Consider the following 16,787-nt stretch of genomic DNA (forward strand, 5'->3'; position numbering starts at 1 on the left):
GCTTGGGCGTTCAGAGCATGCGCTGGAGGGCGCGGGCCAGGCGTTTGACCCCCTCCTCGATGGTCGCTTCATCGACGCAGGAGAAGCTCAGGCGCAGGGTGTTCTTGATCTCGGGGCGCACGTAGAAGGGGGCGCCGGGCACGAAGGCTACCTTCTCCTTGATCGCCTCATCAAACAGCGCCATGGCGCTGATGTGGGCTGGCAGAGTCAGCCAGAGGAACATGCCCCCTTCCGGTCTGGTGTAGCTGACGCCGGGCGGGCAGTGACGGGCCAGTGCAGCCTCCATGGCGGCACGCTGGCGACCATAGACCTCCTTGATCTTCTCCAAGTGAGCGTCGAGGGAGTTGTCGGTCAGGAAGCGGTGCAGCACCTGCTGGCTGAAGGCGTTGCTGTGCAGATCGGTCGCCTGCTTGGCGATGGTCACCTTCTTGCGCAGCCAGTCCGGCATTACCATCCAGCCCAGCCGGAAGGCGGGCACCACGGTCTTGGAGAATGAGCCGAGCAGCACGGTATTGTTTGGCGCCAGCTTGGCAATGGGGGGCAGATGCTCGCCCTCGAAGCGCAGCTCGCCGTAGGGATCATCTTCCACCATCAACAGCTCGTGGCGCACCAGTCGCTCGGCCAGTGCCTCGCGGTTGGCACGGCTGTAGGAGACACCGCTCGGGTTCTGGAAGTTGGGCACGCCGTAGAGCAGCTTGGCATTGGATCCGCTTGCCAGCAGCGCATCCAGCGCAGCCAGATCCAGTCCCTCTTCTTCAAGGGTGATCGGCTTGAAGGTGGGCTGGTAGACAGAAAAGGCCTGAATGGCGCCAAGGTAACCCGGCTCTTCGATGATGAGATCCTGACCCTCGTCGATCAGCACCTTGCCCAGCAGATCCAGCGCCTGCTGGGAGCCGCTGGTGATGAGGATGTTGTCCGGATTGATATGCATGCCGTGGCGGGCCAGATAGCGGTCGGCAATATATTGGCGCAGCGGGGCGAAGCCCTCGGTCGCCGCATATTGCAGGGCAGCAGCCCCCTGTTCGCGCAGTACATCCTGACAGGCCTGATCGATCGCCTTGACCGGAAACAGGTGGGGATTGGGCAGGCCACCGGCGAAGGAGATGATCTCCGGATTGGCGGCAACTTTGAGGATTTCACGGATAAAGGAAGGTTCAACCTTCTCGAAGCGCTGGGCAAAAAACGGCTGCATAGACAATTCTCTCGGCATGTGGGCGGTCGCTCCATTCGACCGCCAGGTTATCCGTTTGTATCAGATTTCAGAAATGAGGCAATGATTGTCACAAAAATCGCCAAAAAAGGGCTGGAACGACTCTACTGCGGATTATATTGGACGGTTAGTCGGTATGGTGATGCCAGTGAGGGAGCAGGGAAGTGGATGGCCGGAATATTTGTTGCGCGAAACACTTGCGCCTTGGGCCTATCTTGGGATAATTCGCTCCCCTGTTTTCGCGGGTCGATGAAATGCCGAGCCGCGAGCGGTCCCGCTCGGGATCGGACACAAGATGTATTACCCGGATTGATGAAATAACGAGACCATTATGCCTGTGACCCAAGATGTATTTAACGAAGACGGCAAGTTCATGCGCAAGATCCGCAGCTTTGTCCGTCGCGAAGGCCGCCTGACCAAAGGGCAGGAGAAGGCCCTGGAAGAGCTCTGGCCGGTCATGGGCATCGATTTCGAGCCAAAGCAGCTCGATCTGGTCGCACTGTTTGGCCGTGAAGCACCTGTGGTGCTGGAGATCGGCTTTGGCATGGGCGCCTCTCTGGTTGAGATGGCCAAGAATGCCCCCGAGAAGAACTTCATCGGCATTGAAGTACACTCCCCGGGCGTGGGCGCCTGTCTGGGCACTGCTCAGGAAGCGGGCGTCACCAATCTGAAAGTGATCTGCCACGATGCGGTCGAGGTGCTGGAGCACATGATCCCGAACGGTTCACTCTCCTGCCTGCAGCTCTTCTTCCCGGATCCCTGGCACAAGAGCCGTCACCACAAGCGTCGCATCGTACAGCCTGCGTTTGCCCAGGATATTCGCCAGAAGCTGGCCATCGGTGGCGTGTTCCACATGGCGACCGACTGGGAAAACTATGCCGAGCACATGCTGGAAGTGATGAGCGCCGCCGAGGGTTACGAGAACACCTCTGCCACCGGCAACTGGGTGCCCCGTCCGGACTGGCGTCCGCTGACCAAATTTGAACAACGTGGCCATCGTCTGGGGCACGGGGTTTGGGATCTGATTTTCAAGCGTGTCAGCTAAGCTGGCACGTCAACACACCTAGCGTATCAACTAACTTGAGGAGCTATCATGGCCAATCGTAGCCGCCGCCTGCGCAAGAAACTGCGCGTCGATGAATTCCAGGAAATGGGTTTCGACATCAGTTTCAACTTCCCGGTCGGCACTGCCGAAGAGACCATCGATGCGGTAGTCGATGCGATGATCGATGAGGTTGTTGAACCCCGTAAACTGGCTTTTGCCGGCTCCGGTCACCTGGCCTGGGAAGGGATGATCTGCACCCAGCAACTGGGCAAGTGTACCGAAGAAGACCGCGCGGCCGTCAAATCCTGGTTGGAAGGCAAGGGGATGGAAGCCGTGGTCGTTACCGAGCTGTTCGACCTCTGGTACGGTGAACCGGCCTGATACAAGGCTGCCGCATCTGGCGCCTTGTTGTGGGTAACTGAAAAATCCCGCCGCTGGCGGGATTTTTGTCAGTGGGGATGGGATCTCCACCGCTGTTTTAGTCATGGAATCGCTTATGGTGTTGTCATCCGAATTACTGGCCAGCATCCTTGAAGAGGTGCGCCCGTTGCTGGGACAAGGCAAGGTGGCCGACTACATTCCGGCACTGGCTCAGGTACCGGCCGATCGGCTTGGTATTGCAGTCTGTACCGTCGAGGGGGAGCTGTTCACCGCCGGTGACGCTTTTGAACCCTTCTCCATCCAGAGTATCTCCAAGGCCCTGAGCCTGACTCTGGCACTCACTCTCTATCAGGAGGAGGAGATCTGGGCCCGGGTTGGCAAGGAGCCCTCCGGCCAGCCCTTCAACTCGCTGGTACAGCTCGAGTTCGAGCAGGGGATCCCCCGCAACCCCTTTATTAATGCCGGGGCGCTGGTGGTGAGCGATCTGCTGGAGACCCGCCTCACCGCACCGCGTCAACGTACTCTGGAGCTGGTGCGCCGCCTTTCCGGCAATCCGGCCATCATGGCGGATCAGGTCGTCGCCCGCTCCGAATATCAGCACTCTGCCCGCAACGCCGCCATTGCCTATCTGATGAAGGCCTATGGCAACTTCGAAAACGAAGTGGACAAGGTGCTGCAAAGCTACTTCAATGCCTGTGCCATCCGCATGAGCTGCGTCGATCTGGCGCGGGCATTCATCTATCTGGCCAACCGTGGTGTGCCACTGGGCGAGAGCGTGCCGCTGCTGCCTGCCCGCACCACCAAGCAGGTCAACGCCCTGCTCGCCACCTGCGGCCTCTATGACGAGGCGGGCGATTTTGCCTATCGGGTCGGCATGCCGGGCAAATCGGGTGTCGGCGGCGGTATCATCGCCCTGATCCCGGGCGAGCTCTGCGTCTGTGTCTGGTCGCCCGAGCTCAACAAAGCCGGTAACTCGCTGGCGGGCACGGCGGCGCTGGAGCTGCTGGCCGAGCGGCTGGGTCGCTCCATTTTTTAACCTTGTTCACTATGAATCGAGAAATCACCATGAAACGACATCTTCGCTTCCTGCAGGCCGCGCTGGCGACCTTACTGCTCTGGTGTGCCCTGCCCGCCGTGGCAGGGGAGTTGCCACCGCTCTCGCTGGCCGATGCCAAGGCCAAACAGGCTGTCATCCTGGATACCCGCGCCAGCTACTTCTATCAGGGGTGGCCGATGGAAGGGGAGAAGCAGGGCGGCCATGTGGCGGGCGCCGAGAACCTCTCAGCCGAGTGGAAATACAGCGATGAAGAGTGGCCAAAGGCGCTCGAGATCAAGGGGCTGAAGGCCGATCGTCCGGTTGCCCTCTACGGTGCGTCCCGCGAAGTGGCCGAAGTGGCCCGTCTGCTGCGCAAGCAGGGGATCAAGCAGCTGTTCGAGCTGCAAGGGTGGCAAGCCGCACCGCGCGAGTCGCTGGCACGCTGGCAGCAGCTGGTCTATCCGCGCTGGTTGGCTGACCTGCAAGAGGGCAAGCCGGTTGCCGCGGCGCCCAAGGGGGACTGGAAGCTGTTTGAAGTGGATTGGGGTTCACCCAAGGCCTACCTCATCAGCCACATCCCGGGGGCCGGTTATATCGATACCAACAGCCTCGAAGAGGAGCCGCTGTGGAACAAGGTCTCTGACGAAGCGCTCAAGAAGCTGTTGCTGGACAACGGCATCCGTCACGACACCACCGTCATCCTCTATGGTCGCAACACCATGGCGGCCGCCCGTGCCGCGCATCTGATGATGTATGCGGGGGTGGAAGATGTGCGCCTGCTGGACGGTGGTCTGGATGCCTGGTTTATCCAGCACCTGCGCACCGAAACCGGTCTGCCCAACAAATATGAGCCGGTGAAGGAGTTTGGCGTGGCCATTCCTGCTCACCCCGAGTACTACACCACGCTAAGTCAGGCGAAAGAGCTGCTCAAGAAGCCCGATAGCGCCCTGGTCAGCGTGCGTACCTGGGACGAGTTTGTCGGCAACACCTCAGGTTACAGCTACATCAAGCCGAAGGGCGATATCCCGGGGGCCAAGTGGGGTCACGGCGGGGTGGATGCCAACAGCATGAGCGACTTCCACAACCCGGACGGCACCATGAAGCCGGCCCGCGAGATCCTCGCCATGTGGGAGCAGTGGAACATCGAGCCAACTCAGCAGGCTGCGTTCTACTGCGGTACCGGCTGGCGCGCCTCCGAGGCCTTCTTCTACGCCTGGCTGATGGACTGGAAACAGATCAGCGTCTACGACGGCGGTTGGTACGAGTGGAGTTCCGATCCCAAGAACCCGACCGTGACCGGTGAGCGCCAGCCTGCCAAGTCATGATTGCGTACTTGCTCTGAACAGAAGAGGCCGGACAGAGATGTCCGGCCTTTTTCATTGCGCTCGCCACCCGGCCAGATAACTAGGCTAAGTCGCTGATTATTGACGGCGATCCCGCTTTGCTCATCGCACCATCCCGTGCCGTGCGATTGAACTAGGCTTCAAGAAACATCCTCGTGGTGAGGATGATCGCAGAAGAGGCCGCAATGAAAAAACTGATGATGATCCTGGTGTGTGCCCTGGGGCTGGTGGCATGCAGCTCCCAATACATCATGAGCACCAAGGATGGCAAGATGATCACCACAGAGAGCAAGCCCAAGCTGGATGAGAGTACCGGCATGTATCGCTATTACGATCATGAAGGGCGCGAGGTAATGATCAAGAAAGATGACGTGACCCAAATCATGGAGCGCTAAGCGCTCTCTTGCCGCAAGGGCCGCTATCTGCGGCTCTTCTCTTTTTGCCGAAAAGTCGCGCTGTTTTCTCTGTTGATCCCCGCACATTCGCAGCAAATTCAGCTGTGATACAGCTTCCGTTATGGTTTAACCCTTATCATCACACTCCATTTTTTATTGGAGGTGTTATGTCCTTGATGTCTATCTGGAATTCCCGTTTTTCTGCACGCAGCTTGCTGGGTGGTGCCTTGCTGGTGGTGGCGTCAGCCAGCCATGCCGGTGACGATCAGTTCACGCTGGGGCGGACTATTTTGCTGGGAGCCGGTGATCATGGTGCGACAATTCCTTTGGTGGTTTGCCGTCAGACCAAATATATCAAGGTGAAGGCAGAGCGTGATTTGACCCTGGATCGGGTGGTGGTGACCTATGGTGGTGATCGTACCAAGACCATTCGTTTCGATCGGGAAATGAGCAGTGATAAAGAGACCGAGTGGAAATCACTGGGCTCGCGCCGTTGTGTGAAAAAAATCGAAGTGTACGGTAATTCAGAGCGCAGCAAAGCGGGCGTAAAAGTATTCGGCCGCAAATAATTGATGTGGTTTTTCTGCGCAGGCAGATGAGTTAAAAATAATGGCGAGCCGTGGCTCGCCATTATTTTTTATGGTCGGGTTCGCTATTTTTTCGGCCGAAACGGCTTGATGACGGTTTCATCGCACTCGAGATACGGCCCTTCCATCAAATCGATACAGTAGGGGATGGCGGGGAAGACTGCATCCAGACATTCGCGGATTGATTTGGGCTTGCCCGGCAGATTGACGATCAGGGTATCGTCGCGCAGTCCAGCAGTCTGGCGCGACAGAATGGCGGTCGGCACAAATTTGAGGGATTCGGCCCGCATCAGCTCGCCAAAGCCAGGCATCATGCGATCACATACCGCCTCGGTCGCTTCCGGCGTGACATCCCGCTTGGCCGGGCCGGTGCCGCCTGTGGTGACGATAAGGCAACACTGCTCCTCATCCGCCAGCTGGATCAGGGTCGCTTCAATCAGCTCCTGCTCATCGGGGATCACCTGATAGACAGGTTCCCACTCCGAGGTCAGATAGGCGTTCAGGGTGTCGATGATGGCCTTGCCGGAGAGGTCTTCATAGATGCCCGCGCTGGCGCGATCGCTGACGGTGACGATACCGATTTTTGCCTTGCTCATGGTCTGCTCTTGAATGTCCGATAAAAGTGGCAATTAAAATAACATAATCAGTGAGATATGTTAAACCGTCAGGAGATGACGCGGGTCGGTGAGGGACGAATAAAGTGTCGAATGAAGCAAAATAAGGCCACCCGGATTTTTATTTGCAATAAAAAACAGAAAATCACAACCTAAAATGTATAAGTGTTTTATCCCGCTTGAATTAAAAACAATCGCTTGTTTCCAAACACAATTAAAATAGATATACACCCTCGTAGTGACCATTGTCCGGTTTAGTCGCCAGTGGATGGATTGAACCCTTTTTAGCCGCGTCGTATATACAGATTTATATGGCTGGGACGTGATGGTGTGGTACCGCAGTGTGTTGCCAGCAATAGTCGCCAAGGAGGGCATATGGAGTTGCCTGATTTTGACACCCTGAAGGAGTTGGCTGCGAGTGAGCCCTCCCGGCTGGATGCGATTCTGGAGCAGCAGATCGACCAGTTGATGGCCCGAGCGAGCCCCGATCAGCAGCGCCGTCTGCGCGGGTTGCAGTTCAAGATTGATGGTCAGCGCCGTCTGGCGAAAAACAATCTTGATAGCTGTATCCGGATTACCAACATGATGCGGGAATCTTTTTATTTGATGCGCAGCGAAATGAGCCAGTTCAGAGAAGAGGGGGACCCTCCGCCTGAAAGCGATGGCAGTGGTAAAATAATCCATCTGGCGGACTATCGACGTCGCAAATAATCTGCAATAACCCCCTTGGTTGATATTTCAGTCAAATCGGTGAAGCCATAATAAAGGGAATTGCTGGCGACCTGATTGTTATGGTTTTTAATGTTAGTCGTAATGTATTTGTGATGTAACCTCTTTTCTCCTTCTTGTAATAACTAATTAGTCAGGTTGTGATAGGGGTGGATGAATAACAGTAAAAGTTAGGCTAATATGGCCGAAATTTTTATTGCTACGACTCGAAGGGATTATGAGAAGTATCACACCAAGACGGGTGTTGTCGCGGGAGCAACAGACAGAGATCACCCGCATTATCGTCAAGGTGGGTCAGATGTTGGCCCAGTTCGGGGCGGAGAGCCGGATCATCGAGCAGACCACGGTGCGGCTGGGGATGGCGCTGGGGCTGGAGAGTGTCGAGATGGCCATCTCTTCCAGTGCCATCGTGCTCACCAGTCTCTATCAGGGGGGCTGTGTTACCACTACCCGGCGGGTGCGTGAACATGGCATCAACATGCAGGTGGTGTGCGAGATCCAGCGGATCTGCATCATGGCGGAGAAAGAGCTGATCGGTGCCCGTGAAGTGCGCCAGCGGCTCGAGGCCATCGTCCCCTTCCACTATCACCCCTGGCTGGTGGTCCCCATGGTGGGGCTCTCTTGCGGCGCCTTCAGCCTGTTGTTTGGTGGTGACTGGCCCATCTTCCTAGTGACATGTTTCTCGTCTGCCGTGGCGATGCGGGTGCGCCAGCTGATGGCTCGCCATCACCACAGCCCGCTCATCAACTTTGCCGCCACCGGCTTTATCGCTACTTTGCTCTCCTCCAGCGCCACCTTCTTTAACTGGGGTGACCAGCCCTATCTCGCCATGGCGGCCAGCGTGCTGCTGCTGGTGCCGGGCTTTCCGCTGATCAATGCCGTCTCCGACATGGTGAAGGGCTACTTCAACATGGGGCTGGCCCGCTGGGGGACCGCGACCCTGCTGACCATCAGCGCCGCCATAGGTATCATTTTGGCCATGTCGGTCACCGGGATCTGGGGGTGGAAAGTATGATGGATTTGCTCTGGCTACTGGCCAAGGATGCCTTCTGGTCCTCCATTCCGGCGGTGGGTTTTGCCATGCTGTTCAACGTGCCGCCACGGATGCTGAAGTATTGCGCCATGGGCGGCGCGCTGGCTCACAGCTTGCGTACCCTGCTGATCCACTATGGCATGCCTATCGAGTGGGCGACGCTGGCGGCGGCGACCACGGTCGGCTTTGTCTGCGTCTACTGGTCGCGCCGTCTGCTGGCACCGCGTCCGGTGTTCAGCGTTGCCTCCATCATTCCGATGATCCCGGGCAGTTATGCGTTCAAGACCATGATTGCGGTGGTAGAGCTCAACATCAACGGTGTGACCATGGAGTTGATCCAGAGTGCGGTGGAGAACGGCCTCAAGGCGCTCTTTATCGTCGGTGCCCTCAGTTTCGGTTTGGCGATCCCCTCTCTGGTCGTGTACCGTAACCGCCCCATAATCTGACAGACGGTGAGAGGCCCCATGAAGATTTCCATGATTGCCGCCATGGCCCACGACAGGGTGATCGGCAAGGACAACCAGATGCCCTGGCATCTGCCTGCCGATCTGGCTCACTTCAAGCGTGTCACCCTCGGTAAACCGGTATTGATGGGGCGCAAAACCTTCGAATCCATCGGACGACCGCTGCCCGGACGGCGCAATCTGGTGATCAGCCGCAATCCCGACTATCAGGCCGAGGGCATTGAGGTGGTGGGCTCCGTCGAGGCGGCGCTGGCGCTGTTGGCAGGTAGCTCGCTGGAGGAGTTGATGGTGATCGGTGGCGGTCATCTCTATGCCGAGATGTTGCCGAGCGCGGATTGTCTCTACCTGACCCGCATCGATCTGGCGGTGGAGGGGGATACCCGCTTCCCCGCTTTTGACGATGGTCAGTGGCAACGCGTTGATTGCGAGAGCCACCCTGCCGATGAGAAGAACCCGTACCCTTATAGCTTCGAGACCTGGCAGCGCCGCTGACGGGCGAATGCTAATTTGCAAATAACAACAAGGGCATCTTCGGATGCCCTTGTTGTTCTGTTGGGTTTTCAAGATGGAATTAGATGCCTGAGCCGTCGTTCTCGCCATTTTCCTCGTGCAAACCGCACTCGCGTTTGAGGCCGAAGAAGCGGGTCTGCTCCTCGCTCATGCCCGGCTCCCACTTGGCGGTGGTGTGGACATCGCCCACCGAGAGATAACCCTGCTCCCACAGCGGGTGGTAGGGGAGGTCGAACTCCTTGAAGTAGTAGAAGACATCCTTGTTGCTCCAGTCGATCACCGGCAGGAACTTGAAGCGGCCGCGCTGGATGCCCAGCACCGGCAGCTTGCCACGGCTGCCGGACTGCTCCCGGCGCAGGCCGGAGAACCAGGTCTGGGCCCCCAGCTCACGCAGGGCGCGGTCCATCGGCTCCACCTTGTTGAGCTGGTTGTAGCGGGTGATCCCCTCCACCCCCTGCTCCCACAGGAGGCCAAATCGCGCCTCCTGCCAGGCTGGGCTGAGCTCGGCCCGATAGATCTTGAGATTTAGCGCGAGGCGCTCGGTCAGCTCGTCGATAAAGCGGTAGGTCTCCGGGAACAGATAACCGGTATCGGTCAGCACCACCGGCACATCGGCCCGCTCGCGGCTTACCAGATGGAGCATCAGCGCCGCCTGAATGCCGAAGCTGGAGGAGAGCACATGCTCCCCCGGCAGATTGGCCAGAGCCCAGCGCACCCGCTCGGGGGCGCTCATGGTATCCAGCTCGCGGTTGAGGGGCGCCAGTGCCTCGACTTGCTCCTCACGGCCGAGGGCCAGCAGCGCCTGCAGGTCAAGGCGGCCATCTTCAGTGACATTAAGCGGCAGATTAAGCGGCATAGAAGTCCCTCGCAGAATCGATAACGGGGGCAATTACCCCAACCCGGATCACGAAGTCGCCGAAGCACTCACCCTGATTTCGCTCGGTGGCCCAGCGGCCGATCAACGCGTCCAGTTCGGCCAGGATCTGCGGCTCGGTGATGTTCTCCTGATAGAGGCGCGGAATGCGGGTGCCTTCCAGGTTGCCCCCCAGATGGAGGTTGTAGCGGCCAGGCGCCTTGCCCACCAGACCCACTTCCGCCAGCATGGCGCGGCCGCAGCCGTTGGGGCAGCCGGTGACCCGGAAGATGATGGCGTCATCTGCCAGCCCATGTTTGGTTAGCAAGCCCTCGATGTCGGTGACAAACGCCGGCAGCATGCGCTCGGCCTCGGCCATCGCCAGCGGGCAGGTGGGCAGGGCCACACAAGCCATGGACTGCTTGCGCTGCTCGCTCACGCCATCATCCAGCAGGCCGTATTGGCGCGCCAGCCCTTCGATGCGGGCTTTCTCGCTGGCAGGTACCCCGGCGATGATCAGGTTCTGGTTGGCGGTCAGGCGGAAGTCACCCTGATGCACTTTGGCGATCTCCAGCATGCCGGTCTTGAGGGGCTTGCCCGGGAAGTCCAGCAGGCGGCCATTCTCGATAAACAGGGTGAGGTGGTGCTTGCCGTCGATCCCCTCGACCCAACCGAAGCGATCGCCCCGGCTGGTGAACTCATAGGGGCGAACCGGCCCGAACTGGATGCCGGCGCGGCTTTCCACCTCGGCCTTGAAGGCCTCCACTCCCACGCGTTCGAGGGTGTACTTGGTCTTGGCGTTCTTGCGATTGACCCGGTTGCCCCAGTCGCGCTGGGTGCTGACCACGGCGGCCGCCACCTCCAGCACGTGGGAGAGCGGAATAAAGCCAAAGTCGCTCGCCTTGCGCGGATAGGTGCTGGTGTCGCCGTGGGTCATGGCCAGGCCGCCGCCTACCAGCACGTTGAAGCCCACCAGCTTGCCGTGTTCGGCAATGGCCACGAAGTTGAGATCGTTGGCGTGGATATCCACGTCGTTGTGAGGCGGGATCACCACGGTCGTCTTGAATTTGCGCGGCAGGTAGTTGGAACCCAGGATCGGCTCTTCGTCACCTCCCAGCTTCTCGCCGTCCAGCCAGATCTCCACGTAGGCGCGGGTCTTGGGCAGCAGGTGCTCGGAGATCTTCTTGGCCCACTCGTAGGCCTCCTGATGCAGCTCGGACTCCACCGGGTTGCTGGTGCAGAGCACGTTGCGGTTCACGTCGCCCGCGGTGGCAATACTGTCGATACCGGTGCTGTTGAGGGTCTGGTGCATCAGCTTGATGTCGCGCTTCAATACCCCGTGGAACTGGAAGGTCTGACGGGTGGTCAGGCGGATGCTGCCGTAGAGGCTGTGCTCTTCGGCGAACTTGTCGATGATCTGCCACTGGGCCGGGGTGATGATCCCACCCGGCAGGCGGGCACGCAGCATGACGTTGTGCAGCGGCTCCAGCTTCTGGGCGGCACGCTCCGGGCGGATGTCGCGGTCATCCTGCTGGTACATGCCGTGAAAGCGGATCAGCTGGAAGTTGTCGCCGTTAAAACCGCCGGTGAGCGGGTCCTGCAGATCCTGCTCAATGGTGCCGCGCAGGAAGTTGCTCTCGCGCTTGAGGCGCTCGTTGTCGGCCAGCGGCCCTTCGACCGGTCCCGCTTTTGGGTGAGAAAGAGGTTGTTTGCTCATCAATAGACATCCCTTTGATAACGTTTGGCACGACGCAATTCGCTCAAATACTCTTCTGCTTCCTCACGGCTCTTGTGACCGTGTTCGGCAATTACATCCAGCAGGGCCTCCTGCACATCCTTGGCCATCTTGTTGGCGTCACCACACACATAGAAGTGAGCGCCTGCTTCCAGCCACTGGTAGAGCTCCTGGCCCGCTTCACGCAGACGGTCCTGCACATAGATCTTGTTGGCCTGATCCCGGCTGAAGGCTAGGGAGATCTTCGACAGCAGCCCAGATTTCACATAACGCTGCCACTCCACCTGATAGAGGAAATCCTGGGTAAAGTGGGGGTTGCCGAAGAAGAGCCAGTTCTTGCCCTCGGCCCCCTGCGCTTCCCGCTCCTGCATAAAGGCGCGGAACGGGGCGATGCCGGTGCCCGGGCCCACCATGATGACGGGGGTGTCGGGGTTTTGCGGCAGGCGGAAGTTGTCGTTGTGCTCCACGAATACCCGAACCTCGCCATCCTCAATCAGCCGATCTGCCAGATAGGAGGAGGCTGCGCCAGAGCGCACTGTGCCATCTTCCTGTGGATAGCGCACCACGCCGACGGTCAGGTGCACCTCCTCTTCTACCTCGCTCTGCGCGGAGGCGATGGAGTAGAGGCGCGGGGTGAGGGGGCGCAGCAGGCCAACCAGCTGCTCGGCCGTGAGCGCGGTCGGGAAGCGTTTCAGCACATCCACCACCTGAGCAGAGGCGACCAGTGCATTGACCTGGGCCTTGTCGCCAGCCAGATCTTTCAGCGCTGCGTTGTCCGATATATCAGCGAGCCCTGTGATAAAGCCGCCGTGCAGCCGGGTCAGTTCGAAGTGACCGGTCAGTGCGGTGCGCAAGGTGCCGTGGGCTGTGGCTTCATCACCAGAGAGGCCGGTCAGGGCCAGCACTTCGCCCACCAGTTCGGCGTCATTGTCGAACCAGACACCGAGGGCATCCCCCGGCTGATAGGTGAGGCCTGAGTCGGCCAGATTGATCTCGATATGGCGGATATCCTTGGTGGAATCCCGGCCGGTGATCTTCTGATTGACCGACAGGCGGGCAGGGAAGGGGTTCTCCTTGCTGTACTGGCAGTGACCAACCGCCTGCTGCACCGCGCTGGCTACGCTGCTGCTGGCCGCACCGGTAGAGAGGGTCGCGGTGATGGCGTTGAGTGCCTGTTCGCCCCACGCCTTGGCTGCATCCTGATAATCCACATCAAGGCTCGCGAGCTCATAAACCCGCTCGGCCCCTGCTTTGGCGAGGAAGTCGTCAAAATCTTTGCCGGTCTGGCAGAAAAATTCGTAGGAGCTGTCACCCAGCCCCAGTACCGCGAACTTGAGCCCGTCCAGCTTGCCAATCTTGCCTTTTTTAAGCTGCTCGAACAGATCGACGGCGCTCTCCGGCGGTTCACCCTCCCCGTAAGTGCTCACTACCACCAGCAGGTGGCTCTCTTTCTTCAGCTGCTTGGGTTTGTAGTCGGCCATCGACGCAAGGGTGACGGGGAGGCCGCGGGCTTCGGCCTGCGCCTTGATGGCAATGGCGACACCTTTGGCGTTGCCAGTCTGGGAGCCGTAGAGAATGGTCAGGCTACCGCTGGGCGCAGCCACGGCAGCGCTGGCTGCAACGCTTTGCTGACCTGTCTGGGAGAGGCCGTAGAGATATCCGCTCACCCAAGCCAGTTGCTGGGTATTAAGGGTCGAGAGTACCTGGCCCAGCTGACGTTGCTGCTCGTCAGAGAGGGGGGATAGGTTGAATGGGGAATCCTTCAATTGCATCACACGCGTCTTCCATGGTCTGATTTTTGGCCAGATTAAAGGGCGTGTTGTCTAACAACAAAGAATAAAAATATCTTCTTTATTCCATTATTGAATTTATAAAGTGATTGGGTGGTAAAGGAGATAGAAAAACGCCCCGCAGTCGCGGGGCGTTTTTATTGGCTATCACGCTCGGGATTGACCCAAGGGATGTAGCTGACTTCTGTGGGCCTTACTTCTGCGGATCTTACTTTTGTGGACGTAAGGCCGGGAACAGAATGACGTCACGGATAGTGTGGCTGTTGGTGAACAGCATGACCAGACGGTCGATACCGATACCCTGACCGGCAGTCGGCGGCAGGCCGTGTTCCAGTGCGGTGACGAAGTCGGCGTCATAGAACATGGCTTCGTCGTCGCCTGCTTCTTTCTGATCAACCTGATCCTGGAAGCGCTTGGCCTGGTCTTCTGCATCGTTCAGCTCGGAGAAGCCGTTGGCCAGCTCGCGGCCACCGATGAAGAATTCGAAGCGGTCGGTTACGTCCGGGTTCACGTCGTTGCGGCGAGCCAGCGGAGAAACGGCGGCCGGGTACTCGGTGATGAAGGTCGGTTGCAGCAGCATGTGCTCCACGGTCTCTTCGAAGATCGCGGTGATCACGTGGCCCAGCTCCCAACCCTTCATCAGCTCGATGTGCAGACGCTTGGCAACGGCCTTGGCGCTCTCGAGGGTAGCCAGATCGTCCAGAGTTACATCCGGATTGAACTTCAGGATGGACTCGACCATGGTGAGGCGCTGGAACGGCTGACCGAAATCGATGGTCAGGCCCTCTTCGCCCTCTTTGGCGTAACGGATCTTGGTGTCGCCCAGAATGTCCTGCGCCAGGGTGCGCAGCAGCTCTTCGGTCAGGTCCATCAGATCGATGTAGTCGGCGTAGGCCATGTAGAACTCGATCATGGTGAACTCGGGGTTGTGACGAACCGAGATACCTTCGTTACGGAAGTTGCGGTTGATCTCGTAGACACGCTCGAAACCACCAACCACCAGACGCTTCAGATAGAGCTCCGGAGCGATACGCAGGTACATGTCGATGTCCAGCGCATTGTGGTGAGTGACGAACGGACGCGCGGAGGCACCACCCGGGATGACTTGCATCATCGGGGTTTCCACTTCCATGAAGCGCTTTTCGTTGAAGAACTTGCGGATACCGGCAACCACCTGGGTGCGGATCATGAAGGTCTTGCGGGACTCTTCGTTGGCGATCAAATCCAGGTAGCGCTGGCGGCAGCGAGCTTCCTGGTCGGTCAGGCCTTTGTGCTTCTCGGGCAGCGGACGCAGCGCCTTGGTCAGCAGGCGGATATCGGAAACGTGAACGGAGAGCTCACCGGTCTGGGTCTTGAACAGGGTACCTTCGACACCCACGATGTCGCCCAGATCCCACTTCTTGAACTGCTCGTTGTAGAAACCTTCCGGCAGGTCGTCACGGGTGACGTAGACCTGGATCTTGCCGGCCATGTCCTGCAGGGTGGCGAAAGAAGCCTTGCCCATGATCCGGCGGGTCATGATGCGACCGGCAATCTTCACCCGTTTACCCAGGCTCGTCAGCTCCTCGGCGCTTTTGTCGTCGAACTCTGCGTGCAGATCGCCAGAGAGGCTGTCGCGACGGAAGTCGTTGGGGAAAGGATTACCCTGGGCGCGCAGGGCGGCCAGCTTGGAACGACGCTCGGTCATCTCGTTGTTGAGTTCGAGAGTTTGGTCGACTTCCGGAGTGATGGTTTGTTCAGACATGGTGATTCCTGCTTGTTTACAGACCTGATTTCAGGCTGGCTTCGATAAACTTGTCCAAGTCACCGTCGAGCACCGATTGGGTATTACGGGTTTCGACGCCGGTGCGCAGATCCTTGATACGGGAGTCATCCAGCACATAGGAACGGATCTGGCTGCCCCAACCGATATCAGACTTGGTCTCTTCCAGGGCTTGTTTCTCAGCGTTCTGCTTCTGAATTTCCAGCTCGTAGAGCTTGGCTTTCAGCTGCTTCATACACTGGTCTTTGTTTTTGTGCTGGGAACGGTCGTTCTGGCACTGTACCACGACACCGGTCGGAACGTGGGTAATACGCACCGCGGATTCGGTTCGGTTAACGTGCTGACCACCGGCACCGGAGGCACGGTAGACGTCGATCCGCAGATCCGCCGGGTTGATCTCGATATCGATATCGTCGTCGATCTCGGGGTAGACGAACACAGAACAGAAGGAGGTGTGACGACGGCCACCGGAATCGAACGGGGACTTGCGAACCAGACGGTGTACGCCGGTTTCGGTACGCAGCCAGCCGAACGCATATTCGCCGGTGAACTTGATGGTGGCGGATTTGATGCCGGCCACGTCGCCTTCGGAGCATTCAATCAGCTCGGGCTTGTAGCCGTGGGCATCGCCCCAGCGCAGGTACATGCGCAGTACCATGTTGGCCCAATCCTGTGCTTCGGTACCACCGGAGCCGGACTGGATGTCGATATAGCAGTCGGAGCCGTCGTGCTGACCGGAGAACATACGACGGAACTCGAGATCCACCAGCTTGGCTTCCAGCTGTTCGGATTCGGCGATGGCTTCGTTGAAGGTCTCTTCGTCTTCCCCTTCCACGGCTAGGCTCACCAGCATCTCGACGTCATCCACGCCCTGGGTCAGGGTGTCGATGGTGCCGACCACGTTTTCCAGCGCAACGCGCTCTTTGCCCAGCGCCTGTGCGCGCTCGGGTTCATTCCATACGTCCGGCTGTTCCAGCTCGGCGTTGACCTCTTCTAGACGCTCTTTCTTGGCGTCATAGTCAAAGGTACCCCCTAAGAAGCTCGGTCCGCTCAGACAGCTCCTTAAGTTTATTTAATACGGGATTAACTTCGAACATCGTGAAAACTCTCAGGGTCGATGTGATTTAAAAACGGGATATTCTAGCCAATTGTGGAAGGAATAAACAGGGTTGCCTTGGCTTGTGCGGCTCATGCCGTCAATTTCTGGTGCACTTTTCTCCACCTCGGTAGAAAATATCGCCCGCAGACCCATTTTCAGGTTCAGTTTTGGCCATTCGGGTCGCTAATGACTACGTGTAGT

17 protein-coding genes are annotated in these 16,787 nt (G+C 58.5%); 10 read left to right on the forward strand and 7 right to left on the reverse strand.

Annotated features, from left to right (window positions below):
- Window positions 1-10: 10 nt before the first annotated feature.
- Entirely contained in the window at window positions 11-1,192 is a 1,182-nt protein-coding gene (locus tag I6L41_RS00400) for a PLP-dependent aminotransferase family protein (RefSeq protein WP_216961184.1), read from the reverse strand.
- Between the two features lie 349 nt (window positions 1,193-1,541).
- On the opposite strand from I6L41_RS00400, the gene trmB reads away from it, so the two are divergent.
- From trmB to I6L41_RS00430, 6 genes are all read left to right on the forward strand, one after another.
- Window positions 1,542-2,255, forward strand: a complete 714-nt coding sequence (trmB, locus tag I6L41_RS00405) for a tRNA (guanosine(46)-N7)-methyltransferase TrmB (RefSeq protein ID WP_005335228.1) — start codon at window positions 1,542-1,544, stop codon at window positions 2,253-2,255.
- A gap of 48 nt (window positions 2,256-2,303) precedes the next feature.
- Window positions 2,304-2,636: a YggL family protein gene (locus I6L41_RS00410; RefSeq protein ID WP_005348158.1), complete on the forward strand. Its 333-nt coding sequence runs from the start codon at window positions 2,304-2,306 to the stop codon at window positions 2,634-2,636.
- 115 nt (window positions 2,637-2,751) lie between these two features.
- Window positions 2,752-3,672 carry a glutaminase B gene (gene glsB / locus I6L41_RS00415; protein ID WP_005348151.1) on the forward strand — a complete coding sequence of 307 codons (921 nt, stop codon included), beginning with the start codon at window positions 2,752-2,754 and terminating at the stop codon, window positions 3,670-3,672.
- A gap of 29 nt (window positions 3,673-3,701) precedes the next feature.
- On the forward strand, window positions 3,702-4,997 hold the full coding sequence (locus tag I6L41_RS00420; protein ID WP_058057126.1) for a sulfurtransferase: 1,296 nt from the start codon (window positions 3,702-3,704) through the stop codon (window positions 4,995-4,997).
- A 203-nt stretch (window positions 4,998-5,200) separates the two neighbouring features.
- Window positions 5,201-5,410, forward strand: a complete 210-nt coding sequence (locus I6L41_RS00425) for a YgdI/YgdR family lipoprotein (RefSeq protein WP_005335219.1) — start codon at window positions 5,201-5,203, stop codon at window positions 5,408-5,410.
- A 167-nt stretch (window positions 5,411-5,577) separates the two neighbouring features.
- On the forward strand, window positions 5,578-5,979 hold the full coding sequence (locus I6L41_RS00430; protein WP_005335217.1) for a DUF2541 family protein: 402 nt from the start codon (window positions 5,578-5,580) through the stop codon (window positions 5,977-5,979).
- A gap of 83 nt (window positions 5,980-6,062) precedes the next feature.
- Here the strand turns inward: I6L41_RS00430 and mog are convergent, their stop codons facing one another.
- Window positions 6,063-6,593 (reverse strand): molybdopterin adenylyltransferase, encoded by a 531-nt coding sequence (gene mog, locus I6L41_RS00435; protein ID WP_021229718.1) that lies wholly within the window; start codon window positions 6,591-6,593, stop codon window positions 6,063-6,065.
- A gap of 393 nt (window positions 6,594-6,986) precedes the next feature.
- Here mog and I6L41_RS00440 point away from each other — a divergent pair, with 393 nt between their 5' ends.
- The 4 genes from I6L41_RS00440 to folA all read left to right on the forward strand — a co-directional run bounded on the left by I6L41_RS00440 (window position 6,987) and on the right by folA (window position 9,329).
- On the forward strand, window positions 6,987-7,322 hold the full coding sequence (locus I6L41_RS00440) for a DUF3135 domain-containing protein (RefSeq protein ID WP_021229719.1): 336 nt from the start codon (window positions 6,987-6,989) through the stop codon (window positions 7,320-7,322).
- A gap of 235 nt (window positions 7,323-7,557) precedes the next feature.
- Window positions 7,558-8,355 carry a threonine/serine exporter family protein gene (locus I6L41_RS00445; RefSeq protein ID WP_005348133.1) on the forward strand — a complete coding sequence of 266 codons (798 nt, stop codon included), beginning with the start codon at window positions 7,558-7,560 and terminating at the stop codon, window positions 8,353-8,355.
- A complete protein-coding gene (locus tag I6L41_RS00450) occupies window positions 8,352-8,819 on the forward strand; it encodes a threonine/serine exporter family protein (protein WP_026035076.1) in 468 nt (155 codons plus the stop codon). The genes I6L41_RS00445 and I6L41_RS00450 overlap by 4 nt, the downstream gene beginning before the upstream one ends.
- An 18-nt stretch (window positions 8,820-8,837) precedes the next feature.
- Window positions 8,838-9,329 (forward strand): type 3 dihydrofolate reductase, encoded by a 492-nt coding sequence (gene folA, locus I6L41_RS00455; RefSeq protein WP_216961185.1) that lies wholly within the window; start codon window positions 8,838-8,840, stop codon window positions 9,327-9,329.
- A gap of 79 nt (window positions 9,330-9,408) precedes the next feature.
- Here the strand turns inward: folA and I6L41_RS00460 are convergent, their stop codons facing one another.
- From I6L41_RS00460 to prfB, 5 genes are all read right to left on the reverse strand, one after another.
- Window positions 9,409-10,203: a phosphoadenylyl-sulfate reductase gene (locus tag I6L41_RS00460; RefSeq protein ID WP_005335204.1), complete on the reverse strand. Its 795-nt coding sequence runs from the start codon at window positions 10,201-10,203 to the stop codon at window positions 9,409-9,411.
- A complete protein-coding gene (gene cysI, locus I6L41_RS00465; RefSeq protein ID WP_216961187.1) occupies window positions 10,193-11,917 on the reverse strand; it encodes an assimilatory sulfite reductase (NADPH) hemoprotein subunit in 1,725 nt (574 codons plus the stop codon). The genes I6L41_RS00460 and cysI overlap by 11 nt, the downstream gene beginning before the upstream one ends.
- Window positions 11,917-13,707, reverse strand: a complete 1,791-nt coding sequence (locus tag I6L41_RS00470; RefSeq protein ID WP_216961190.1) for an assimilatory sulfite reductase (NADPH) flavoprotein subunit — start codon at window positions 13,705-13,707, stop codon at window positions 11,917-11,919. Before I6L41_RS00470 ends, cysI begins: the two co-directional genes overlap by 1 nt.
- Window positions 13,708-13,933: 226 nt before the next feature.
- Window positions 13,934-15,412, reverse strand: coding sequence for a lysine--tRNA ligase (lysS, locus tag I6L41_RS00475; RefSeq protein WP_223849333.1), 1,479 nt, complete (start codon window positions 15,410-15,412; stop codon window positions 13,934-13,936).
- Between the two features lie 73 nt (window positions 15,413-15,485).
- Window positions 15,486-16,584, reverse strand: a protein-coding gene (gene prfB, locus I6L41_RS00480; protein WP_100645262.1) for a peptide chain release factor 2 whose coding sequence is annotated in 2 segments (ribosomal slippage) — window positions 15,486-16,508 and window positions 16,510-16,584 — 1,098 coding nt in all. Because the reading frame shifts where the segments join, the coding sequence is not laid out codon by codon here.
- Between the last annotated feature and the right edge of the window lie 203 nt (window positions 16,585-16,787).

Origin of the sequence: Aeromonas sp. FDAARGOS 1411, from assembly GCF_019047125.1 — a bacterium.
Taxonomy (GTDB): Bacteria; Pseudomonadota; Gammaproteobacteria; order Enterobacterales; family Aeromonadaceae; genus Aeromonas; species Aeromonas veronii.